Source organism: Pseudomonas sp. SORT22 (assembly GCF_018417635.1).
In the GTDB taxonomy this organism is placed as follows: Bacteria; Pseudomonadota; Gammaproteobacteria; order Pseudomonadales; family Pseudomonadaceae; genus Aquipseudomonas.
Map to the genome: position 1 here is coordinate 671,193 of NZ_CP071007.1, position 23,180 is coordinate 694,372.

The window sequence follows — 23,180 nt, forward strand, 5'->3', positions numbered from 1 at the left end:
GCGGGGTAGTGGGCAAAGGCTGAAAAGCGCCGTTCGCCGGAAAAGAAAAACCCCGGCCTGGGCCGGGGTTTGTCATCACTCGTCGAGGAAGGAGCGCAGATGCTCGCTTCGTGTCGGATGGCGCAGCTTGCGCAGCGCCTTGGCTTCAATCTGACGGATCCGCTCGCGGGTCACGTCGAATTGTTTGCCGACCTCTTCGAGGGTGTGATCGGTGTTCATGTCGATACCGAAACGCATGCGCAGCACCTTGGCTTCGCGTGCGGTCAGACCGGAGAGCACGTCACGGGTCGCTTCCTTGAGGCTTTCGACCGTGGCCACATCGATTGGCGACTGCATGGTCGAGTCTTCGATGAAGTCACCCAGGTGCGAATCTTCGTCGTCACCGATCGGGGTTTCCATGGAGATCGGCTCTTTGGCGATCTTCAATACCTTGCGGATCTTGTCCTCAGGCATTTCCATGCGCTCACCCAGCTCTTCCGGGGTCGGTTCGCGACCCATTTCCTGCAACATCTGCCGGGAAATACGGTTGAGCTTGTTGATCGTCTCGATCATGTGCACCGGAATACGGATGGTGCGGGCCTGGTCGGCGATCGAACGGGTGATCGCCTGGCGAATCCACCAGGTGGCATAGGTCGAGAACTTGTAACCACGACGGTATTCGAACTTGTCCACCGCCTTCATCAGGCCGATGTTGCCTTCCTGGATCAGGTCGAGGAACTGCAGGCCGCGGTTGGTGTACTTCTTGGCGATCGAGATAACCAGACGCAGGTTGGCCTCGACCATTTCTTTCTTGGCGCGACGAGCCTTGGCTTCACCGATCGACATGCGACGGTTGATGTCCTTGATCTCGGCGATGGTCAGGCCGGTTTCGCTTTCGAGGTCGATCAGCTTCTGCTGGCAGGCCACGATGGCGTCGCTTTTCTCACCCAGGGCAGCCGCCCATTTGGTGCTGCGCTTGGCCAGGTCGCTGGCCCAGGTCTGGTCGATTTCGTTGCTCGGGAACAGGCGCAGGAAGTCGGCACGTGGCATGCGCGCGTCACGGACGCACAGTTGCATGATGGCGCGTTCTTGCTGACGCAGGCGGTCCAGGGCGCTACGAACGCGCTCAACCAGGGCTTCGAACTGCTTCGGTACCAGCTTGATCGGCATGAACAGCTCGGCCAGATCAAGCATCGCCTTGAGGCTGTCCTTGTGGCTGCGGCCGTTCTTCTTCAGCACCTTGAGGGTAGCGTTGAGCTGATCCTGGACGGCACCGAAGCGCTGTTGCGCGACGACCGGATCCGGACCGCTTTCGACTTCTTCCTCTTCGTCGCTGCTTTCCTCTTTCTCTTCCTCGTCGTCGTCAGCATCGGCCTTGGCCGGGGCTTTCGGGTCGATCGGCGGCGGCACTTCGGCCGGCGGCGCGATGCCGTCGTCCGGGTCGATGTAACCGCTGAGAACGTCGGACAGGCGGCCACCTTCGGTGGTGACGCGATCGTACTCGGAGAGGATGTGCTCGACCGTACCCGGGAAGTGGGCGATAGCACCCATGACTTCACGAATACCTTCTTCGATCCGCTTGGCGATTTCGATTTCGCCTTCGCGGGTCAGAAGCTCGACGGTACCCATTTCACGCATGTACATGCGCACCGGGTCAGTCGTGCGACCAATATCGGTTTCCACAGCCGCCAACGCTGCGGCGGCTTCTTCAGCTGCGGCTTCGTCGGTGTCGGCTTCGGCCAACAAAAGGGCATCCGCATCCGGAGCACTCTCGAATACGTTGATCCCCATGTCGTTGATCATGCGGATGATGTCTTCCACCTGCTCCGGATCTGAAATATCCTCTGGCAGGTGGTCGTTGACCTCCGCGTAAGTCAGGTAGCCCTGCTCACGACCGCGGGTGATCAACTCTTTGATGCGAGACTGCTGTTGCGCTTTTCCGGACATAACACCCTATCCACTGAAGGTCTTGGCGGGCAAAAAACAAGCCGAGGATTATACCCGAGCTAGGACCTCACGCGCCAGTTGAGGTCGGGGTTTGTGCGGGAACATTACGGCTTAACAGGTCACGCAGCTGATTTTTTTCCTCTGCGCTCAAGTCACTTTGACGTGCTTTCCTGAGCAGATGTTCCAGGCTGCGCTCGCGTTGGCGAGCGGACAAGCTAGTTATGGTGTCGAAAAACTGTTGTTCAAGGTTATCGGCATCGATCAGCCATTCCTTTTCTGCCAATGCCCTTAGCAGGCGGCCCTGTTCAGTGCCATGCCAGCGGGCGATCAGCTGTAGTGAGCGTAGCTCAGGATTCTTTTGCAACGCCTCGAGCAGGGCTACCAGCAGCTGGGCATAGACGTGTTCTTCGGCCGCCAGCTGGCTGGCATCTTCGACCTTTTTCGCCAGTTGCGGGTGATGCAGCAAGGTGCGCAGGGCGCTCAAGGTCGGCGGTTCTACCGAGGTCGGCACCCGTGGTGGCGCATCCTGGCGCTGGCCATTGCGCTCCCAGGGCTTGCCCTTCTTGTCCCAGGGTTTGCCGTCCCACTTTTTCTTGCCGCCCTTGTTCGGTGTCCACTGCTGTTGTGGCGCGGCGTACTCGGGCTGGTGAAAATCAGCGTAATCCGGTGTGTAGTCGGGAATCGCGTCGTAATCGATGCCCGGGTCGTAACTGGGTGGAGCTTCCGCCGGTGCAGTGTGCGCCAGTTGTTCGACCTGCTGGTTGTCCAGGCCGGTGATTTCCTTGAGGCGATTGCGCATCAAGGCGCGAAGATTCGCCCCGGGCACTTTTTCGATCAACGGTGCAGCGAGGGTGGCCATGTGTGCCTTGCCCTCGAGCGAGCGCGGGTCAGCTTCCTCGGTCAACTGCTGGAAAAAATAATCGGCCAGCGGCTGCGCATGCTGATTGATGCGCGCGCGGAAGGCATCGGTGCCTTCGGCGCGTACCAGGGTGTCGGGGTCTTCGCCTTCGGGCAAAAACAGAAAGCGCGCCTTGCGCCCGTCCTGCAGGCTCGAAAGCGTTGCTTCCAGGGCGCGCCAGGCAGCATTGCGGCCGGCCTGGTCGCCGTCAAAACAGAACAGCACGCTCGGCACCACGCGAAACAGACGCTTGAGGTGCTCTTCGCTGGTGGCCGTGCCCAGGGTTGCCACCGCGTTGCGCAAGCCTTGCTGCGCGAGGGCTATGACGTCCATGTAGCCTTCGACCACGATGATCTCGTCGAGGTTGCGGTTGAACTTGCGCGCCTCGTACAGCCCGTACAGCTCCTGGCCCTTGTGGAACACCGGGGTTTCCGGGGAGTTGAGGTACTTGGGCTTGTCGTCGCCCAGAACCCGGCCGCCGAAGGCGATGACCCGGCCACGGCTGTCGCGGATCGGAAACATCACCCGGTCACGGAAGCGGTCGTAGCGCTTGCCGGACTCGGCGTTCTCGATCAGCAGGCCGGCATCAATCATGGCCTTTTGCTGCAAGGTATCGCTGCTCAAGTGTTTGAACAGGTTGTCCCAGCCGGGCGGGGCAAAGCCCAGGCCGAAGTCGCGGGCGATCTCGCCGGACAGGCCGCGGCCCTTGAGGTAGTCGACCGCGGATTTGCGCGTCGGATGGCTGCGCAGCGCCTGGCGATAAAATTCGGCGGCGGCTTCAAGCAGCGGGTACAGCGGTGAATCGACTGGTTGCCGGGGTTTGTGACCACGCCCGCTTTCTTCGCGGGGGATCTCCATGCCGGCGGCCTTGGCCAGTTCCTCGACGGCCTGGGGGAAATCCAGGTTGTCGTGGTCCATGATGAAGCCAAGGGCGTTGCCGCCCGCGCCGCAGCCAAAGCAGTAATAGAACTGTTTGTCGGGGCTGACGCTGAAGGACGGGGTCTTTTCTTTGTGGAACGGGCAGCAGGCCGTGAGGTTCTTGCCAGCTTTTTTCAGCTGCACGCGCGAACTCACCACATCGACGATGTCGGTACGGTTGAGCAGGTCGTCGATAAAACTCTGGGGAATCAGCCCGGCCATGGCACTCTCATCATCAGGCGATAAGCAAGTGTAATCGCTAATGCGGCGGGAACGGCTGCGCGTTCGAGCGATGTCGAATGGCGTAACACAAAATACGGAAAGACGTGCTCGTCTGCAGCCGGTAAAGGCTCGTCAGGAAGGACGTGCACAGCTGGCGTTGCGGCCAGTTCTGACGATTCAGGCAGGTTGTCCATGCTGCAGGGCAACAGGACGCCTTGGGCCCGAAGGCCAAAGGATCAAGCAACAACTGCCGGCAGCCCGGCTGTGGGCCGGGCGAGGCAGAAGCTTGCGACGGACGTCTGTATTAGTACAGACGAACGGCGCGGCGCTGTTCGCGCTGAACTTTCTTGGCGTGACGTTTAACAGCGGCTGCTGCTTTGCGCTTACGCTCAGAAGTCGGCTTCTCGTAAAATTCGCGGCTACGAACTTCAGCCAGAACACCGGCTTTTTCGCAGGAGCGCTTGAAACGACGCAGAGCTACGTCGAAGGGTTCATTCTCTTTAACTTTGACGGCTGGCATCCAGAGCTACCTTCATTCATTACCGGGGTCAACGAACTCGTGGCAAAAATGTGCGCTGGAGAACGTCGGTTTTTAAGGGTTGCGGATGTTAACCCTTAGCCGACCGGAATGCAAAGCCTCTGATCGAAAACCGCTGGTCGGCGTCGGGAGCGGGGACTATCATGCGCGCCTTCGAATTCAGCCTCAACAAGGCACGGACCCATGCTAGTACTGGGATTGGAAACATCCTGCGACGAAACCGGCGTCGCATTATACGACAGTGAACGCGGCCTTTTGGCCGATGCATTGTTCAGTCAGATCGACCTGCACCGCGTCTATGGCGGGGTAGTGCCGGAGCTGGCCTCGCGTGATCACGTCAAGCGCATGCTGCCGTTGATCCGCCAGGTGCTGGCCGAAGCCGACTGCGTCGCCACCGAGATCGACGCCATCGCCTATACCGCAGGCCCCGGCCTGGTCGGCGCACTCCTGGTGGGCGCTTCCTGCGCCCAGGCCCTGGCCTTTGCCTGGGGGATTCCGGCGCTTGGCGTGCATCACATGGAAGGTCACCTGCTGGCGCCGATGCTCGAAGAGCAGCCACCCGAGTTCCCGTTCGTCGCCTTGCTGGTGTCGGGCGGGCATACCCAGTTGGTGCGCGTCGACGGTATCGGTCAGTACGAGTTGCTCGGCGAGACCCTCGATGACGCCGCCGGCGAAGCCTTCGACAAGACCGCCAAGCTGATCGGCCTGCCGTACCCGGGTGGCCCGGAGATCGCTCGCCTGGCAACCCAGGGCGTGCCCGGGCGCTTTGTCTTCCCGCGGCCGATGACCGACCGCCCGGGGCTGGATTTCAGCTTCAGCGGCCTGAAAACCTTTGCCCTCAATACCTGGCAGCAGTGCCAGAGTGCTGGGGACGACGGTGAGCAAACCCGTTGCGACGTGTCGCTGGCCTTCCAGCAGGCGGTGGTGGAGACTTTGACCATCAAGTGCAAGCGAGCCCTCAAGCAGACCGGCCTCAAGCGCCTGGTGATCGCTGGCGGCGTCAGTGCCAACAAGGCCTTGCGCGCTTCGCTGGAAGACATGCTGGCTGGCATCAAGGGTAATGTGTACTACGCCCGGCCGCAGTTTTGCACCGATAACGGCGCCATGATTGCCTACGCCGGCTGCCAGCGTCTGGCCGCCGGGCAGCAGGAAAGCCTGGCGATCAGCGTGCAGGCGCGCTGGCCAATGGAGCAACTGGCGCCGCTGTGAAGCTGAGCGTTGCTCATGCGCTGGATTCAGAAATGCCGTTCGCGTCCGGCGAAAAGGTCGCGTAGATTGCCGCGGTGACGCCAGACGATCAGCACGGTCAGCACGCTGATTGGCAGCAACGCTTCCGGCTCACGCCAGGCCAGTAGTGGCAGGGTCAGTGGCGTTGCCACCAGCGCCGCCAGCGAGCTGGTACGGGTCAGGTAGAAGGTCAGCAGCCAGGCGCTGATGGCCAGCAAGGCGGCTGGCGGGTAAAGCCCCAGCAGCATGCCGGCGGCGGTGGCGACACCTTTGCCGCCGCGAAAGCGGAAGTACACCGGAAACAGATGGCCAATCACCGCGCACACGCCGATCCAGGCCTGTTGCTGCAGGTCGAGGCCAGCAAGATTGGCGACCAGCACGGGCAGCAGGCCCTTGCACAGGTCGCCAAGCAGGGTCAGGACCGCCAGTTTGCGGCCGGCCAGGCGCAGCATGTTGGTTGCACCGGCATTGCCTGAACCGCTCATGCGCGGGTCCGGGCTGCCATTGAGGCGGCTGAGGACGATGGCAAAGGACAGAGAGCCAAGCAGGTAGGCGCACAGCGCCAGTAACCAAAACATGCTAACCATTCCGGGCGAGGACGCCCTGATTCTAACGGCGCAACGCGCCCTTGTCGTGCTGTGGAGAGAAGTGCTTGGACAGAGTGTTCATCGAGGGGCTGGAAGTCGATACCGTGATCGGCGCCTATGACTGGGAGCGCGGAATCCGCCAGTGCCTGCGCCTGGACCTGAGCTTTGCCTGGGACAACCGCCCGGCCGCAGCCGGAGACGACCTGACCAAAGCCCTGGACTACGCCAGCGTGTCGGCGCGCATCCAGGCGTTTGCCGAGCAGTCCGAGTTCCAGTTGGTGGAAACCTTCGCCGAGCGCCTGGCGGCGGTGCTGATGAGTGAGTTCCAGATTCCCTGGTTGCGCCTGAAACTGACCAAGCCTGGCGCGGTACCGGCCGCCACTGGGGTCGGCGTGGAGATCGAGCGCGGATGTCTCTGAACAGGGTTTACCTCGGGCTGGGCAGCAATATCGAGCGCGAGCGGCACTTGACCGCCGGGCTCGATGCCTTGGCCGAAATGCTCACCGACATGCACTGTTCGGCGGTGTTCGAAAGCCAGGCGGTGGGCATCAAGAGCGGACCGTTCTTCAACCTGGTGGTCAGCGGTTTGACCGAGCTGCCGCTGATGGAACTGGATCGCCGGCTCAAGTTCATCGAGGCCGACAATGGCCGCTACGCCCCCGAGCGCAAAGGTCTGCCGCTGGATATCGACGTGCTGATGTACAACGACCTGCATGGCAGCTTCGACGGGCTGGTATTGCCGCGGGCAGAGATTCTCAAGAACGCATTCGTGTTGTGGCCGCTGGCGTTGATTGCGCCAGCGCTTAAGCACCCGGGTGCCGGCAAAACCATGAGCCAGCTGTGGGCCGAGGCGCAAATCGAGCAAGTGCTGGCGCCGGTGCCGTTCGAGTGGCGTGGGCAGCAGTTGACCGGTCTTTAGCTTCGATCGCGGGGCAAGCCCGCTCCCACAGGATTGTAGGAGCGGGCTTGCCCCGCGATAGGTTCAGCGCCCGAGACCTTCCTTGTACGCCTTCAACGCCTTCAGCCGCTCGCCCTTGAGCGCCTCGCCCAGCGCCTGCCCGGTCAGCCCTCGTTGCACCAGCGGTTGCACCTGCACTGCACGCGCCGCCGCCGCTGCGCCGCGCAGGTAATCAGCCTGTGGATAATCACGTTGCTCCAGGCCCTTGCGGCCCCGGGCGTCCATCTCGCAGGCGACGATAAACTCCTCGAAACGCTGCGGCCGGCGGTACACATCGAAGCTTTGCAGTAGCTCCAGCAAGGTCGAGGCGCGCAGTTCCAGGGCCCGGTGGCAGTGGGTGTGATATTCCCCGACCAGCAAGGCCAGTTCCTGGCATTCACGGGGCGCCTTGAAGCGCTGGTTCACCGCCTTGATCAACTTCAGCCCGCGTTGCTCGTGAGCGATGTGCCGTGGCCATTCTTTCTCTGGGGTAAGGCCCTTGCCCAGGTCGTGCAGCAAACAGGCCCAGCGCACGCTCAGGGGCTGCTGGTGCAGGGCGGCTTGCTCGAGCACCGAGAGGGTATGGATGCCGCTGTCGATCTCCGGGTGATGGGCCTCAGGCTGCGGCACCCCGAACAGCGCATCGAGCTCGGGCATCAGTTGCTTGAGGGCGCCGCAATCGCGCAATACCTGGATGAATACCTGGGGTTGGTCCTCCATCAGCGCCCGGGCGATTTCCTTCCAGCTGCGCTCGGCGGTCAGGGCTTGCAGTTCGCCTGAATCTCCCAGTTCGCGCATCAGCTCGATGGTTTCCGGGGCCACGCTAAAGCCCATGCCGGCATAGCGCGCGGCAAAGCGGGCGACGCGCAGCACGCGCAAGGGATCTTCGGCGAATGCCGGGGAAACATGGCGCAAAATTCGGGCTTCTAGGTCTTTCTGGCCGTTATACGGGTCGCAGATATTGCCCTCGTCGTCCTCGGCCATGGCATTGATGGTCAGGTCGCGGCGGATCAGGTCCTGCTCGAGGGTAACCTCGGGGCTTGCGTGGAAGGTGAAGCCGCCATAGCCGCGTCCGCTCTTGCGCTCGGTGCGCGCCAAGGCGTATTCCTCACCGCTTTTGGGGTGCAGGAACACCGGGAAATCCGCCCCGACCGGGCGATAGCCCAGGGCTTGCATTTGTTCCGCCGTGGCGCCGACCACGACCCAGTCGATATCACTGACCGGCCTGCCGAGCAGGCGGTCGCGTACGGCGCCGCCGACTTTGTAGATCTGCATGTAGAACCTCCGTTGATGCCACAGGATAACCTGTCTGGCAGCAACGGAGGGCGTGCTAGAGGTGCACTACCGCCAGGTCCAGGCGACCATAGTCAGCTTCGCCGTGCTCGCCTTTGGGCGGCACATGGTGGGTTTTCATCACCTGCTCGCCCTGCAGGGTCTCCAGGTGGATGTCAAAGCCCCAGAGGCGGTGCAGGTGCTTGAGAACCTCCTCGGTTGAGTCGCCCAGGGGTTTGCGGTCGTGTTGCTGGTGGCGCAGGGTCAGCGAGCGGTCGCCGCGACGGTCGATGCTCCAGATCTGCACGTTGGGTTCACGGTTGCCGAGGTTGTACTGGGCGGCCAGGGTCTCGCGGATGATCCGATAGCCACTTTCGTCGTGGATGGCCGGTACCAGCAGGTCTTCGCGCTGATCGTCATCGAGGATGCTGAACAGCTTTAGGTCGCGGATTACCGTCGGCGACAGGTACTGGAGAATGAAGCTTTCGTCCTTGAAGCTGCTCATGGCGAACTTGATGGTCGACAGCCAGTCACTGCCGGCGATGTCGGGGAACCAGCGGCGGTCCTCTTCGGTAGGGTGTTCGCACATGCGGCGGATGTCGCGGTACATCGCAAAGCCCAGGGCATAAGGGTTGATGCCGCTGTAATAGGGGCTGTCGAAGCCTGGCTGGAACACCACGCTGGTGTGCGACTGCAGGAACTCCATCATGAAGCCTTCGGTCACCAGGCCTTCGTCATACAGATCGTTCATCAGGGTGTAGTGCCAGAAGGTTGCCCAGCCTTCGTTCATCACCTGGGTCTGGCGCTGCGGGTAGAAGTACTGGGCGATCTTGCGCACGATACGCACGATTTCACGCTGCCAGGGTTCGAGCAGCGGCGCGTGTTTCTCGATGAAGTAGAGGATGTTCTCCTGGGGTTCGGCCGGGAAGCGCGCGTTGTCGCGGTCGCTGTTCTTGTCGGCGCCCTTGGGAATGGTGCGCCACAGGTCGTTGATCTGTTTTTGCAGGTGCTCTTCGCGTTCCTTCTGGCGGCGCCGCTCTTCTTCGGCGGAGATCGGGTAGGGCCGCTTGTAGCGGTCGACACCGTAGTTCATCAGCGCGTGGCAGGAGTCGAGCAGGTCTTCGACGGCATCGATGCCATGGCGTTCTTCGCACTGGGTGATGTACTGCTTGGCAAACACCAGGTAGTCGATGATCGAGCTGGCGTCGGTCCAGGTGCGGAACAGGTAGTTGCCCTTGAAGAAGCTGTTGTGTCCGTAGCAGGCGTGGGCAACCACCAGGGCCTGCATGCAGATGGTGTTTTCTTCCATCAGGTAGGCGATGCAGGGGTCGGAGTTGATCACGATCTCGTAGGCCAGGCCCATTTGACCGCGGCTATAGGACTTTTCAGTGCTGAGAAAGTGTTTGCCGTAGGACCAGTGGTGATAGCCCAGCGGCATGCCGACGGAGGCGTAGGCGTCCATCATTTGCTCGGCAGTGATCACCTCGATCTGGTTGGGGTAGGTGTCCAGGGCGTAGCGCTCGGCCAGGCGGCTGATTTCCCGGTCATAGGCCTGGATCAGTTCGAATGTCCATTCGGACCCGGTAGAAATAGGGTGGCGCTTCTGCTCTCTAGCGGTCATGTCACTAACCTGCGCTGGAAGAGTTCACGGAAGACCGGATAGATATCGCCGGCCGACACCAGCTGCTGCTGGGCGAACGTATCGGCAAAGGCTTCGCCGATACGCTCATACTCGTACCACAATGCCTGATGTTCGCGAGGGGTGATCTCAACGTAAGTGTAGTACTGGACGAACGGCATGATCTGCTTGGTAAGAATCTCGCGGCAGATCGGCGAGTCGTCGTTCCAGTTGTCGCCATCTGAAGCCTGGGCGGCGTAGATGTTCCATTCATTGGCCGGATAGCGTTCTGCCATGATCTCCTGCATCAGCTTCAGGGCGCTGGAGACGATGGTGCCGCCGGTTTCCCGAGAGTAGAAAAACTCCTCTTCGTCTACTTCGCGGGCGCTGGTGTGATGGCGGATGAACACGACTTCGATCTTGTCGTAGTTGCGCTTGAGGAACAGGTACAAAAGGATGAAGAAGCGCTTGGCGATGTCCTTGGTGGCCTGGGTCATGGAGCCGGAAACGTCCATCAGGCAGAACATCACCGCCTTGGAACTGGGGTTGGGTTGCTTGACCAGCAGGTTGTACTTGAGGTCGAAGGTGTCGAGGAACGGCACGCGGTGGATGCGCGCGCTCAATCGCTCGATTTCCGCTTCGATTTCCTGAATATCGCCGAAATTGTCCGGTTCTTCGCGCTTCAGGCGCGCCAGTTCTTCCTGCGCCTCACGCAGTTTTGCCCGGCTGCTGCCGGACAGGGCGATACGCCGGGCATGGGCTGAACGCAGGGTGCGGATGATGTTGATGCGTGACGGGTTGCCTTCGTTGCTGATACCGGCGCGCACGGTCTTGAAGGTGTCGGTGCCGGTCAGGTGACGTTTGACCAGGTTGGGCAGTTCGAGGTCTTCGAACATGAACTCGAGGAATTCTTCCTGGGTAATCTGGAAGACGAACTCGTCCATGCCTTCGCCAGAGTTGCCGGCCTTGCCGCGGCCGCCGCCCCCGCCGCCCCCTTGCGGACGGGCGATATGCTCGCCCGCGGTGAATTCCTTGTTGCCAGGGTGCACCACGGTCTGCTTGCCGCCGCGGCCATGGTGCAGCACCGGCTCGTCGATGTCGCGACCGGGAATGCTGATCTGCTCGCCATGCTCCATATCGGTGATGGAGCGGCGGCTCACGGCCTCCTCGACGGCCTTCTTGATATGGTCACGGTAACGCCGCAAAAAGCGCTGGCGGTTGACCGTGCTCTTGTTCTTGCCGTTCAGGCGTCGGTCGATCACATAGCTCATAGGCCCCTCCGGGAGTAGGCGGTAGCTGCAAGCTGTAAGCTTCAAGCTTCAAGTTGGATCACCGCTGCCCCCGCAAGCCGACACGTATTTGACCTACGTGCGCGACTTGCAGCTGACAGCTTGCAGCTTGGCGCTTATTGCGATTTTCTGACTCGCAGGTACCATTCCGAGAGCAGCCGAACTTGCTTGTCTGTGTAACCGCGTTCCACCATTCGGGTGACGAAGTCGTTGTGCTTTTGTTGATCCTCTTTGCTGGCCTTGGCGTTGAAGCTGATGACCGGCAGCAGGTCCTCGGTGTTGGAGAACATTTTCTTCTCGATCACCACCCGCAGTTTTTCGTAGCTGAGCCAGGTCGGGTTCTTGCCGTTGTTGTTGGCCCGGGCGCGCAACACGAAGTTGACGATTTCGTTGCGGAAATCCTTCGGATTGCTGATGCCGGCCGGCTTCTCGATCTTCTCCAGCTCTTCGTTGAGGGCGATGCGGTTGAGGATCTCGCCGGTTTCCGGGTCGCGATACTCCTGGTCCTGAATCCAGAAGTCGGCATACAGCACGTAACGGTCGAAGATGTTTTGCCCGTACTCGCTGTAGGACTCCAGGTAAGCGGTCTGGATTTCCTTGCCGATGAACTCGATGTAGCGCGGTGCCAGGTACTCTTTGAGGTAGCGCAGGTAGCGTTCGCGCACTTCGGCCGGGAACTGTTCCTGTTCGATTTGCTGCTCCAGCACATACAGCAGGTGCACCGGGTTGGCGGCAATTTCGTGAGGGTCGAAGTTGAACACCTTGGAGAGGATCTTGAAGGCGAAGCGGGTCGACAGGCCGTTCATGCCTTCGTCCACTCCAGCGGCGTCGCGGTACTCCTGGATCGACTTGGCCTTGGGATCGGTGTCCTTGAGGTTTTCGCCGTCGTACACCCGCATTTTCGAGTAGATGTTCGAGTTTTCCGGCTCTTTGAGCCGTGACAGCACGGTGAACTGGGCGAGCATCTTCAGGGTGTCTGGCGCGCAATGGGCCTTGGCCAGCGAGCTGTTGAACAGCAGCTTGTCGTAGATCTTGATCTCGTCGCTGACCCGCAGGCAGTACGGCACCTTGACGATGTAGATACGGTCGATGAAGGCTTCGTTGTTCTTGTTGTTGCGGAAACTGTGCCATTCCGATTCGTTGGAGTGGGCCAGCAGGATCCCGGAGTAGGGGATCGCCCCAAGGCCTTCGGTACTGTTGTAGTTACCTTCCTGGGTTGCCGTGAGCAGCGGGTGCAGAACCTTGATTGGCGCCTTGAACATCTCGACGAATTCCATCAGGCCCTGGTTGGCCCGGCACAGCGCGCCCGAGTAGCTGTAGGCGTCGGCGTCGTTCTGCGGGTATTCCTCGAGTTTGCGGATGTCGACCTTGCCGACCAGGGCGGAAATGTCCTGGTTGTTTTCATCACCCGGTTCGGTTTTGGCCACGGCAATCTGGTTGAGGATCGACGGGTAGAGTTTGACCACTTTGAACTGGCTGATGTCGCCCCCGAACTCGGCCAGTCGCTTGGTCGCCCAGGGCGACATGATGGTGTTCAGGTAGCGTCGTGGAATGCCGAAGTCTTCTTCGAGAATGGCGCCGTCTTCAGCGGCGTTGAACAGCCCCAGGGGCGACTCGAATACCGGCGAGCCCTTGATGGCATAGAAGGGCACCTTCTCCATCAATTGTTTGAGCTTTTCGGCCAGGGACGATTTACCACCGCCCACCGGGCCCAGCAGGTAAAGGATCTGTTTCTTCTCTTCCAGGCCTTGGGCGGCATGGCGGAAATACGACACGATCTGGTCGATGCACTCTTCCATGCCATGGAAGTCTTCAAAGGCCGGATAACGGCGGATCACCTTGTTGGAGAAAATGCGCGACAGCCTTGAGTTGTTCGAGGTGTCGACCAGTTCCGGCTCGCCGATAGCCATCAACAGGCGTTCGGCCGCCGACGCATAAGCGCTGCGATCGCTTTTGCAGAGCTCAAGGTACTCTTGCAGCGAAAGTTCTTCCTGACGGGTGGACTCGAAACGTTGTTGGAAGTGGCTAAAAATACTCATGACGTCACCTCGCTCGATACGTGGAGCCGACGCCGGATCAGTCAGCTGATGCTGGCATGCAATCGACACCGCCGATTGCTGTATACCCCCCAGAACACCTAGAACTCGCTACCGATGACCCGCACGCCGGTGTACCGGCTCTCCCCTTTTTGGATGGCCTGCGCTTAAGGATAGTTCGTTATCGGGGAGGTCAAGGGCGGTTGTACATGAAGTTCGCCATGACCGTTCGTCTGGCCAGGCGCGAGCCCGCACAGGACGCGGGCTGCGAGAGATGAAAAAAATTATTCGGCAGTGCCTTGGGCGGTTTCTGCAGGGTAGGTGCCACGCCACAGCTCGAAGCCGCCGTCGAGGCTGTAGACGTCGGAAAAGCCCTGGCTGATCAGGTAGGCGGCAGCGCTCTGGCTGGAGTTACCGTGATAGCAGACCACTACGGTGGGGGCATCGAGATCGGCAGTGCGGATGAAGTCCGCTACCGAGTGATTGTCCAGATGCTGCGCGCCGGTGATATGACCGGCGGCAAAGGCTTGCGGGTCGCGAATATCGACCACGACCGCACCTTGCTCGCGCAGCGCCTGGGCCTGCTCGGGAGGGATGCGTTTGAATTCGCTCATGGGTACGGTTTCCTTCAGGACTGGTCGTTCATTCTAGCCGGTTGTGCGGACGCAGGCTGCGTGCGCGGGGTGCCTTGCTCGGTGCATTCACAGCGCTGCAATGCGCCGGTATCGACGTTGTACAGGGTCATCGCGCCACCCCAGACGCAGCCGGTGTCCAGGGCGATCACCCCGGGCTCCTTGCAGCGCCCTTCAAGGGCGGCCCAATGGCCGAAGATGATCTTCACATGCCGTGAGCGGCGGCCCTTGTGGGCGAACCAGGGCTTGTAGCCGGGAGGGGCGGTGTCGGCGCCTTCCTTGCCCTTGAGGTCGAGCTTGCCTTCGCTGGTGCAAAAGCGCATGCGGGTGAAGTAGTTGGTGATCACCCGCAGGCGGGTGACGCCGCTCAGGTCCTTGCTCCACTTGTTCGGCTCGTTGCCGTACATGCCATCGAGGTAGGGCTTGAAGCGATTGTCGTCGCGCAGCGCTTCCTCAACTTCGCCTGCCAGCTCCAGGGCCTTGCCCAGGGTCCACTGCGGCGGGATGCCGGCGTGCACCAGCACTACGCCGCGCTGCTCGTCGTAATGCAGCAGCTTTTGCCGGCGCAGCCAGTCGAGCAGTTCGCCAGCATCTGGCGCATCGAGAATTTCGCGCAGGGTGTCGCTTTTTTTCAGGCGCTCGATGTTGTGCCAGGCGGCCAGCAGGTGCAGGTCATGGTTGCCCAGTACGCACACCAGCGATTCGCGGATGGAATAAAGGAAGCGCAAGGTTTCCAGTGATTCCGGGCCGCGGTTGACCAGATCGCCGACCAGCCACAGGCGGTCGACCTTTGGATCGAAGCTCACCCGTTCGAGCAGGGACTTGAGCGGCTGCAGGCAGCCTTGCAGGTCTCCGACTGCGTATACCGCCATCAGTGCAGGGCTCCGGGGACGGCGAGGCGGAAGGGGGCAATGACGGCGTCGAAACGCTTACCGTCCTCGGCAAACATCTGATAGCTGCCCTGCATGGTGCCGACTTTGGTGCTGATCACCGCGCCGCTGCTGTAAGTGTGGCTTTGCCCGGGTTCAATGGCCGGTTGCTGGCCGATCACACCGGCGCCCTTGACCTCTTCGACATGGCCATCACCGTTGGTGATCAGCCAGTGTCGTGACATCAGCTTGGCGGTCACAGAGCCATTGTTCTTCACCGTAATGGTATAGGCGAAGGCGAAACGGTCGTTTTCGGGGTCGGATTGTTCTTTGAGAAAGCGGGTCACGACGCTGACGTCGATCTGGTAACGGGGATCAGACATGCAAGGGGCCTTGGCAACAGACGCGGATACGGCGATGGCGTCAGTCTAGGCTATCGGCGGGGTAGCCGGCCAGTCATGCGGGCATGACTGGCCTATGGCGCAGGTTACGCGGCGCCCTGTTGCTCGGCCAGCTTGTCGGCCAGGCGCACGAAGGCGGCGAGGTCGAGTTGCTCGGGGCGCAGGCTGCCATCGACGCCGGCAGCTTCAATGGCGTCGCTGCTGAGCAGGGCCTTGAGGGTGTTGCGCAGGGTTTTGCGGCGCTGGTTGAAGGCTTCGCGAACGATGCGTTCGAGCAGGCGATGGTCCTTGGCCGGGAACGGCAGGGTTTCGTGTGGCACCAGGCGCACGATCGCTGAATCGACCTTGGGCGGCGGGTTGAACGCGCCGGGACCGACGTTGAACAGGTGTTCGACCCGGCAGTGGTACTGCACCATGATCGACAGACGGCCCCAGTCACCACCGCCAGGGCCTGCGGCCAGGCGCTCGACCACTTCCTTCTGCAGCATGAAATGCATGTCGCGGATCAGCTCGGCGTTGGCCAGCAGGTGGAAGATCAGTGGCGTCGAGATGTTATACGGCAGGTTGCCGACCACGCGCAGGCTGTGGGGGGCAGCGCCGAGGGTGGTGAAGTCGAACTTCAGTGCATCGCCCTGGTGCAGGCGAAAGTTGTCGCGGTTAGCGAACTGCTGGTTGAGGATCGGTACCAGGTCTTTGTCCAGCTCGACCACGTCCAGCTGCGCGCCGCTGGCCAGCAGGCCGGAGGTCAGGGCGCCCTGGCCCGGGCCGATTTCCAGCATGCGCTCGCCGGCCTTGGCGTGGATCGAGCGCAGGATGCGGTCGATGACCCCGGCGTCGTGCAGGAAGTTCTGGCCAAAGCGCTTGCGCGCCTTGTGTTGGTATTGCTCGGTCATTTTCGGGTCTCGGCCATCTGGTAGGCGGTTTCCAGGGCGACCTGCAGGCTGCCGGTGTCGATCTTGCCGCTGCCGGCCAGGTCCAGGGCGGTGCCGTGGTCGACCGAGGTGCGGATGATCGGCAGGCCCAGGGTCACGTTGACCGCAGCGCCGAAGCCTTTGTACTTGAGCACGGGCAGGCCCTGGTCGTGGTACATCGCCAGCACTGCGTCGCAGTGCTCCAGATATTTGGGGGTAAACAGGGTGTCGGCGGGCAACGGGCCGCGAAGGTCCATGCCTTCGCTGCGCAGGCGCGCCAATGTCGGTTCGATGGTGTCTATTTCTTCGTGGCCCAGGTGACCACCCTCGCCGGCATGCGGGTTGAGGCCGCAGACCAGGATGCGCGGGTTGGCTATGCCGAACTTGTGTTGCAGGTCAGCATGCAGGATCCGCGTGACGCGCTCCAGGCGCTCGCTGGTGATGGCGTCGGCAACCTCGCGCAGCGGCAGGTGCGTGGTCACCAGGGCCACGCGCAGGCCGCGGGTCGCCAGCATCATCACCACTTGCGCGGTGTTGGTCAGGTCGGCGAGAAACTCGGTGTGCCCGGAAAAGGCGATACCGCTTTCGTTGATCACGCCCTTGTGCACCGGTGCGGTGATCATCCCGGCGAAATGCCCGTCCAGGCAGCCTTGCCCGGCGCGGGTGAGGGTTTGCAGGACGAATGCGGCGTTGGCTTTGTCCAGCTGGCCGGCAACCACCGGGTTTTGCAGCGGCGTGTCCCAGACATACAGGCTGCCTGCCGGAGCGGGCTGGTCGGGGAGGGCGTCGAGGCTCACCGGCAGCAGCGTGACGGCCACGCCCAGCTGCGTGGCCCGCTCGGCGAGCAGGTCACGGCTGGTAATGGCAATCAGGGGGTGCGGCTGGGCTTGCGTGGCGAGCAGCAGGCACAGGTCAGGACCTATGCCGGCCGGCTCGCCGGGTGTGAGGGCGAAGCGCTGCGGTTTCACTGCGCGGCCTGATCGGCGCCAGGAAGCTTGATTTCGACGTAGGCTTCGTCACGGATCTGACGCAGCCAGGTCTGCAGTTCTTCATCGTACTTGCGGTTGCGCAGTACGTTCATCGCTTGTTGCTCGCGGGCCTGTTCGGTGCTGTCGGTGGCGCGGCGGCCCAGCACTTCGAGCACGTGCCAGCCATACTGGGTCTTGAATGGCTTGGTCACCTGGCCCTGTTGGGCGTTGGCCATTTCTTCGCGGAACTCCGGTACCAGGGCGCTTGGATCGATCCAGTTGAGGTCGCCGCCATTGAGTGCCGAGCCAGGGTCTTCGGAGAAGCTCTTGGCCAGCGTGGCGAAATCTTCGCCGTTCTGGATGCGGTCATACAGCCGTTGCGCCAGTTCCTTGGTCGCCGCTTCGCTGCGAATCTCGCTTGGCTTGATCAGGATGTGGCGGACATGCACTTCGTCGCGCATGGTGGCACCACCGCCGCCGCGTTTTTCCTGCATCTTGATGATGAGGAAACCGGTAGGAATACGCAGTGGCTGAGTCACGTCACCAACGCTCAGGCTGCTGAGCAGCTTGGCGAGCTCCGGCGGCAGTTGACCGGCTTTACGCCAGCCCATTTCGCCGCCTTCCAGGGCGTTTTCGCTGGCGGAGCTGGCGATTGCCATCTGGCCGAAGTCGGCACCGCTTTTCAGGCGCGAGTAGACCTCACCAGCCTTTTGCGCGGCCGCCTGGATCTGCGCCGAGTTGGCGCTTTCCGGGGTCGGGATCAGGATATTGGCCAGGCGCCATTCTTCCGACAGTTGCATCTGGCCTTGCTCCGAGGCGAGGAAGTTTTTCACTTCCTGCTCCGAGACCTGGATGCGCTCGGCAACCCGGCGCTGACGCACGCGGCTGATGATCATCTCGCGTCGAACCTGCTCGCGGGCATCTTCGTACGACAGGCCGTCGTGGGCCAAAGCGGCGCGGAACTGCTCCAGGTTCATGCCATTGCGCTGGGCAATGGTGCCGATGGCCTGGTTCAGTTCTTCGTCGGTGATGCGGATGCCCGAGCGATCGCCGATCTGCAGTTGCAGGTTCTCGACGATCAGGCGCTCGAGCACCTGTTGGTCCAGGACACCGGCGGGCGGCACCTGGCCGCCACGCTTGGCGATGGTCTGCTGGACTTCGCGTACGCGGCTGTCCAGCTGGCTTTTCATCACCACGTCGTTGTCGACGATGGCCACAACGCTGTCCAGGGGTTGCACGGCGGCGTGCGCCGTGCCGGTCAGCAATACTGCGCCCAGCAACAGCGGGCGCAGACAATCAGTAAGCTTGGTCTTCACGAGTACGATAACCTTGAATGCCCTGGTCGAGGAACGACTCGACCTTGTTGCCCACTACGCCGCCGAGGCCTTTCAGCACAATCTGCAGGAAGACGCCGTGGTCGCCTTTTTCGTTTTGCGGAATTGCCTGGCTGTAATCGTCGTAATCGATCCAGTAACGGTTGATCAGACGCAGCTTCCAGCAGCAGTTGTCATATTCGAAACCACCGAAGGCTTCCAGCGTGCGGTTGCGGTTGTAGTCATGCTGCCAGCGCGCGATCGCGGTCCACTGCGGAACGATCGGCCACATGACCGAGAAGTCATGCTGCTGGATCTTGTAGTAGTCCTTGATGTAGTTCGCGTCACCCGGCTGGCCATAGTCGCCACCACCTACCTGCCAGCGACCAGTGGCGCTGTTGTAGATGACCATGTCGTTGCGGTAGCGGTAACCGAGGTTGACCACCTTGTTGACGTTGTCTTCAGGCTGGTAATGGAACATCGCGCTGCCCGAACGGGTGCTGCGGCTGTCCGGATCCCAGTTGAAATCGGAATTGAAGCGCCAGTCGCGGTTGAAGCGGTATTCGTATTCCAGTGCGTACGGGGAAACATCCGACTGTGCGTCCTGACGGTCCTTGTAGGCAATGCCAGGCAACTGAACCTTGCGGTCCTTGAAGTACAGGGCCTGGCCAACGCTAAGGCGCTGACGTTCAAAGCCGTTCTCTTCGATCCAGCGGTTGGTCACGCCCAGCGACAGCTTGTTCTCGTCGCCGATACGGTCGTTGCCACTGAAACGGTTGTCGCGAAACAGCGAGGCGTAGTTGAAGGTGTACTCGCTGGTATCGAAGACCGGGATGTCCATCTGGTTCTTGTACGGGACGTACAGGTAGTACAGACGTGGTTCCAGGGTCTGGGTGTAGTTCTTGCCGAACCACTGGGTGCTGCGGTCGAAGTACAGCCCGCTGTCGACGCTGACGATCGGAACATCGCGATCCTGCGAAGAGTTGAACCGGCCGAATTCGCGCGGCTGGCCTGGCGCCTGGGCCTTGCCCTGACTGTCGAGGTCAAGGTCGTAGTGGGTGTAGGCGTACTTCAGCGATGGCCGTACATAACCATAGCTTGCTTCCATCGGCAGGCTGATGGTCGGCGCCAGGTGCAGGCGAGTACCGTTGGCTCGGGCCAGGCCGGTGATGTTCTGGTCGATGCGGCCACCGTCAGCGCGAACGCTGGTATCGAGCTTGCCGTCCTTGTCGAAGACAGTGCCGTTCTTCAGATCACGCTCGAAGCGTACAGCCTCGGATTCGTAGGTGAAGTTCATCCCGCCCGGGTGGTAAGGCAGCATGCCGTTGAAAGTGACCTGCGGCAGGCGGTCATACGGGGTGATCTGCGAAATGGTCGCCAGCTCGAAAGCCTGCACGTTCAGCCGCGCGGTGTAGGTATCACCGCGATAGGTCAACGCACCTTGCTGATTGACGAAGTCCCGGCTTTCGACACCGATCTGATCCGATTCCAGGTCCTGGAAGTAGAACGGGTCGCTGAAGTCGGTGTAGTCGACTTCAGTCATCAGGCGCTCGTCGAGGCCGCCCTTGTGCTGCCAGTTGACCATCCAGCGCTGATCTTTGTAGTCCGTCTGCAGCTTGCGGTCATCATCCTTGTCATTCAGGTAAGCACCACCGAACTGTCCTTCGCTGGACTTGGTCAGGTAGCGGAACTCGCCTTCCATCAACATGCCGCGCTTGGCCATGTAGCGTGGATACAAGGTGGCGTCGTAGTTTGGCGCCAGGTTGAAATAGTACGGCGTGACCAGCATGAAGCCGGTATCGCTGCTGGTGCTGAACGACGGCGGCAGGAAACCGGACTGGCGGCGGTCATCGATCGGGAAGTAGATGTACGGTGTGTAGAACACCGGGAAATCCTTGACCCGCAGGGTGACGTTGGTCGCGGTACCGAAGCCGGTGGCCGGGTTCAGGGTAATGTTGTTGCCCTTGAGCTGCCAGGCGTTGCTGTTCGGCTCACAGGTGGTGTAGGTACCATCCTTGAGGCGGATGATGGCGTTTTCAGCACGCTTGGCGTACAGGGCGCTGCCGCGGATGCGCGATTTGTGCATCACGTATTCGGCGTTATCGACCTTGGCTTCACCGGTGTCGAGCTGGATGTCGGCGTGATCGCCGACCACCAGCGAACCGTTGTCGCGAATCTTCACATTGCCGCTCAGCTCACCACGGTTCTCGGCCTGGTACAGGTTGGCCTCGTCGGCCTCGACCTGCATGCTGCCCTGGCGCATGACCACGTCACCGGCGAGGGTGGCGATCTGCTGCTCCTGCTGGTAGCGCGAAACCTTGGCACCGATGAAGGTCGGCGACTCGTCTTTGGGCGTGGTGTCGGTCATGCCCGGACGGGTCGGCTCGATGTAGGCACCGGCGCAGTAAGGCCCGGTTTCGGCGAGCTGGGCTGGGGTGAGCTGGTCACGAGGGACCCAATCCAGGTGGCTGGCATCGGGGCTACGGGATTTCAGCACGCGGCCTTTGGCTTCGGTGACCAGCACCGGACCTTGAGCCTGCTCCTGGGCGACCTCGCCGGAGCCGGCTGGCGTTTCACCGGACGAGCTGGCGGCCGCTCCGGCGTGCACCGGGCGCGGCGGCAGTGCGGCGGCAGGGGTTTTGGGCTTGCAGTCCCAGCCTCCGGCAGCAGACACTTGGCAGTCGAACTGCTCTGCGGCAACCACGTATGGGGTGGCCAGAGGTTGCATCGCCAGCAAACCGCCGGTGACCAGCAACGGGAATTTTTTACGAAACGCGGGGGATTTCAATGCCATCTTATTAGTCCGGGCTTCCTGCGTGCCATCTGCCCGCGTGTGGGGCCGCACGCCTCTCGATGGTCTGAAAAAGATGCTGGATAATAAAGCATGACCCGCTTGACGGCTAGGGCCGTCGGAGACCCTTGTAATGCCCGATCACGATGTACGCTTGCAACACCTGAATGTCTGGCTCGCCGAGCAGCTGGCAAATCTGTTCCATAAACAGGGCTGGGGCACGGTTCCCGCGGGTAGCCTGACCGCCGCCAGCAGCGATGCGAGCTTTCGCCGCTACTTCCGCTGGCAGGCCGAAGGCCACAGCTTTATTGTCATGGATGCGCCACCGCCGCAGGAAAACTGCCGGCCATTCGTTGATATTGCCCACTTGCTGGCCACGGCCGAGGTCAATGTTCCGGTCGTTCATGCCCAGGACCTTGAACGTGGTTTCCTGTTGCTCAGCGACCTGGGCACCCAGACCTACCTCGATGTGATCAACGCCGAGAACGCCGATGGCCTGTTCAACGACGCCATTGATGCGCTGCTAGCCTTCCAGCAGTTGCCGATGAACGCGCCGCTGCCAAGCTACGACGTGGCCCTGTTGCGCCGCGAGCTTGAGTTGTTCCCCGAGTGGTACGTCGGCCGTGAACTGGGCCTGGGCTTTACCGATGCGCAACTGGCCGCCTGGCAGCGTATCAGCAGCCTGTTGATCGACAGCGCCCTGGCTCAGCCAAAGGTGCTGGTGCACCGCGATTATATGCCACGCAACCTGATGGACAGCGAGCCGAACCCCGGCGTGCTGGATTTCCAGGACGCGGTGTACGGGCCGGTCACCTATGACATCACCTGCCTGTTCAAGGATGCCTTCCTGAGCTGGCCGCAGGCACGCGTGCAGGGCTGGCTGAAGGATTACTGGCAGCGCGCCCAGGCCAAGGGCATCCCGGTGCAGGCCGATTTCGAGGACTTCCACCGCGCCAGCGACCTGATGGGCGTGCAGCGTCACCTCAAGGTCATCGGCATCTTCGCGCGCATCTGCCACCGCGACGGCAAGCCGCGTTACCTGGCCGATGTACCGCGCTTCTTTGCCTATATAGATGAAGTGATCGCGCGCAGGCCGGAGCTGGCCGAACTCGATGAGCTGATCGAGAGCCTGCAGGCCGCAGCCGGAGCGCGTCCATGAAAGCGATGATTCTTGCTGCAGGCAAAGGCGAGCGCATGCGCCCGCTGACCCTGCACACCCCCAAGCCGTTGGTGCCGGTGGCCGGTATGCCGCTGATCGAGTACCACCTGCGTGCGTTGGCAGCGGCCGGCCTCAAGGATGTGGTAATCAATCACGCCTGGCTCGGGCAGCAGATCGAAGATCACCTGGGCGATGGTTCGCTCTGGGGCCTGAACATCAGTTACTCACCCGAAGGCGAGCCGCTGGAGACCGGCGGCGGCATCTTCAAGGCCCTGCCGTTGCTGGGCGATGAGCCTTTTGTGCTGGTCAATGGCGATATCTGGACCGAGTACGACTTCGCCGGCTTGCCGAAGCACCTCGACGGCCTGGCCCACCTGGTGCTGGTGGATAACCCTGGTCATCATGGCAAGGGTGACTTCTGTCTGGATAAAGGCCAGGTCAGCGATGCCAACGCCGATGCCGACACCCTGACCTACAGCGGAATCGCCGTGCTCGCCCCGGAGCTGTTTGCCGACTGCCAGGCCGGCGCCTTCAAGCTGGCGCCGCTGCTGCGCCAGGCGATGACGGCCGGGCAGGTCAGTGGTGAGCATTTCAGCGGACACTGGGTGGATGTCGGCACCCTGGAGCGGCTGGCCGAAGTCGAGCAACTGCTCGCTGAGCGCCGCTGA

Annotated in this window: 20 protein-coding genes; 5 read left to right on the forward strand and 15 right to left on the reverse strand. The window is 61.6% G+C overall.

Going from position 1 to position 23,180, the window contains the following annotated elements; translation table 11 throughout:
• Positions 1-75 precede the first annotated feature (75 nt).
• The 3 genes from rpoD to rpsU form a co-directional block, all read right to left on the reverse strand.
• Positions 76-1,926: an RNA polymerase sigma factor RpoD gene (gene rpoD / locus JYG36_RS03100; RefSeq protein WP_045199259.1), complete on the reverse strand. Its 1,851-nt coding sequence runs from the start codon at positions 1,924-1,926 to the stop codon at positions 76-78.
• Positions 1,927-1,993: 67 nt separating this feature from the next.
• A complete protein-coding gene (gene dnaG / locus JYG36_RS03105) occupies positions 1,994-3,964 on the reverse strand; it encodes a DNA primase (RefSeq protein WP_093378936.1) in 1,971 nt (656 codons plus the stop codon).
• 304 nt (positions 3,965-4,268) lie between these two features.
• A complete protein-coding gene (gene rpsU / locus JYG36_RS03110) occupies positions 4,269-4,484 on the reverse strand; it encodes a 30S ribosomal protein S21 (protein ID WP_002551877.1) in 216 nt (71 codons plus the stop codon).
• A 201-nt stretch (positions 4,485-4,685) separates the two neighbouring features.
• Between rpsU and tsaD the strand changes: the two genes are divergently transcribed.
• Positions 4,686-5,711: a tRNA (adenosine(37)-N6)-threonylcarbamoyltransferase complex transferase subunit TsaD gene (tsaD, locus tag JYG36_RS03115; protein WP_038998431.1), complete on the forward strand. Its 1,026-nt coding sequence runs from the start codon at positions 4,686-4,688 to the stop codon at positions 5,709-5,711.
• A 26-nt stretch (positions 5,712-5,737) separates the two neighbouring features.
• Here the strand turns inward: tsaD and plsY are convergent, their stop codons facing one another.
• Positions 5,738-6,307: a glycerol-3-phosphate 1-O-acyltransferase PlsY gene (gene plsY / locus JYG36_RS03120; RefSeq protein WP_045199269.1), complete on the reverse strand. Its 570-nt coding sequence runs from the start codon at positions 6,305-6,307 to the stop codon at positions 5,738-5,740.
• A gap of 74 nt (positions 6,308-6,381) precedes the next feature.
• Between plsY and folB the strand changes: the two genes are divergently transcribed.
• Both folB and folK read left to right on the forward strand, forming a co-directional pair.
• Positions 6,382-6,735, forward strand: coding sequence for a dihydroneopterin aldolase (gene folB, locus JYG36_RS03125; RefSeq protein ID WP_045199271.1), 354 nt, complete (start codon positions 6,382-6,384; stop codon positions 6,733-6,735).
• Positions 6,726-7,235, forward strand: coding sequence for a 2-amino-4-hydroxy-6-hydroxymethyldihydropteridine diphosphokinase (folK, locus tag JYG36_RS03130; RefSeq protein ID WP_213603086.1), 510 nt, complete (start codon positions 6,726-6,728; stop codon positions 7,233-7,235). The genes folB and folK overlap by 10 nt, the downstream gene beginning before the upstream one ends.
• A gap of 63 nt (positions 7,236-7,298) precedes the next feature.
• On the opposite strand, the gene JYG36_RS03135 is transcribed toward folK, so the two are convergent.
• The 11 genes from JYG36_RS03135 to JYG36_RS03185 form a co-directional block, all read right to left on the reverse strand.
• Positions 7,299-8,528: a multifunctional CCA addition/repair protein gene (locus JYG36_RS03135; RefSeq protein WP_213603088.1), complete on the reverse strand. Its 1,230-nt coding sequence runs from the start codon at positions 8,526-8,528 to the stop codon at positions 7,299-7,301.
• Positions 8,529-8,583: 55 nt separating this feature from the next.
• A complete protein-coding gene (locus tag JYG36_RS03140; protein ID WP_045199277.1) occupies positions 8,584-10,146 on the reverse strand; it encodes a SpoVR family protein in 1,563 nt (520 codons plus the stop codon).
• Entirely contained in the window at positions 10,143-11,414 is a 1,272-nt protein-coding gene (locus JYG36_RS03145) for a YeaH/YhbH family protein (protein ID WP_045199279.1), read from the reverse strand. The genes JYG36_RS03140 and JYG36_RS03145 overlap by 4 nt, the downstream gene beginning before the upstream one ends.
• Positions 11,415-11,548: 134 nt before the next feature.
• The gene (locus JYG36_RS03150; protein WP_010221441.1) at positions 11,549-13,471 is read right to left on the reverse strand and encodes a PrkA family serine protein kinase; all 1,923 of its coding nucleotides are present in this window, start codon (positions 13,469-13,471) and stop codon (positions 11,549-11,551) included.
• Between the two features lie 281 nt (positions 13,472-13,752).
• A complete protein-coding gene (gene glpE, locus JYG36_RS03155; RefSeq protein ID WP_213603090.1) occupies positions 13,753-14,082 on the reverse strand; it encodes a thiosulfate sulfurtransferase GlpE in 330 nt (109 codons plus the stop codon).
• 14 nt (positions 14,083-14,096) lie between these two features.
• A complete protein-coding gene (locus tag JYG36_RS03160) occupies positions 14,097-14,972 on the reverse strand; it encodes a symmetrical bis(5'-nucleosyl)-tetraphosphatase (RefSeq protein ID WP_213603092.1) in 876 nt (291 codons plus the stop codon).
• Positions 14,972-15,352: a Co2+/Mg2+ efflux facilitator ApaG/CorD gene (apaG, locus tag JYG36_RS03165; protein ID WP_045199285.1), complete on the reverse strand. Its 381-nt coding sequence runs from the start codon at positions 15,350-15,352 to the stop codon at positions 14,972-14,974. Before apaG ends, JYG36_RS03160 begins: the two co-directional genes overlap by 1 nt.
• Before the next feature lie 104 nt (positions 15,353-15,456).
• Positions 15,457-16,263: a 16S rRNA (adenine(1518)-N(6)/adenine(1519)-N(6))-dimethyltransferase RsmA gene (gene rsmA / locus JYG36_RS03170; protein WP_045199287.1), complete on the reverse strand. Its 807-nt coding sequence runs from the start codon at positions 16,261-16,263 to the stop codon at positions 15,457-15,459.
• A complete protein-coding gene (pdxA, locus tag JYG36_RS03175) occupies positions 16,260-17,249 on the reverse strand; it encodes a 4-hydroxythreonine-4-phosphate dehydrogenase PdxA (RefSeq protein WP_045199289.1) in 990 nt (329 codons plus the stop codon). The genes rsmA and pdxA overlap by 4 nt, the downstream gene beginning before the upstream one ends.
• Positions 17,246-18,565: a peptidylprolyl isomerase gene (locus JYG36_RS03180; RefSeq protein WP_045199291.1), complete on the reverse strand. Its 1,320-nt coding sequence runs from the start codon at positions 18,563-18,565 to the stop codon at positions 17,246-17,248. Before JYG36_RS03180 ends, pdxA begins: the two co-directional genes overlap by 4 nt.
• Positions 18,546-21,356: an LPS-assembly protein LptD gene (locus tag JYG36_RS03185; protein WP_093378953.1), complete on the reverse strand. Its 2,811-nt coding sequence runs from the start codon at positions 21,354-21,356 to the stop codon at positions 18,546-18,548. Before JYG36_RS03185 ends, JYG36_RS03180 begins: the two co-directional genes overlap by 20 nt.
• 130 nt (positions 21,357-21,486) lie before the next feature.
• On the opposite strand from JYG36_RS03185, the gene JYG36_RS03190 reads away from it, so the two are divergent.
• Complete coding sequence (locus JYG36_RS03190) at positions 21,487-22,512, forward strand: aminoglycoside phosphotransferase family protein (RefSeq protein WP_213603094.1); 1,026 nt, start codon at positions 21,487-21,489, stop codon at positions 22,510-22,512.
• Positions 22,509-23,180 (forward strand): N-acetylmuramate alpha-1-phosphate uridylyltransferase MurU, encoded by a 672-nt coding sequence (murU, locus tag JYG36_RS03195; RefSeq protein ID WP_213603096.1) that lies wholly within the window; start codon positions 22,509-22,511, stop codon positions 23,178-23,180. The genes JYG36_RS03190 and murU overlap by 4 nt, the downstream gene beginning before the upstream one ends.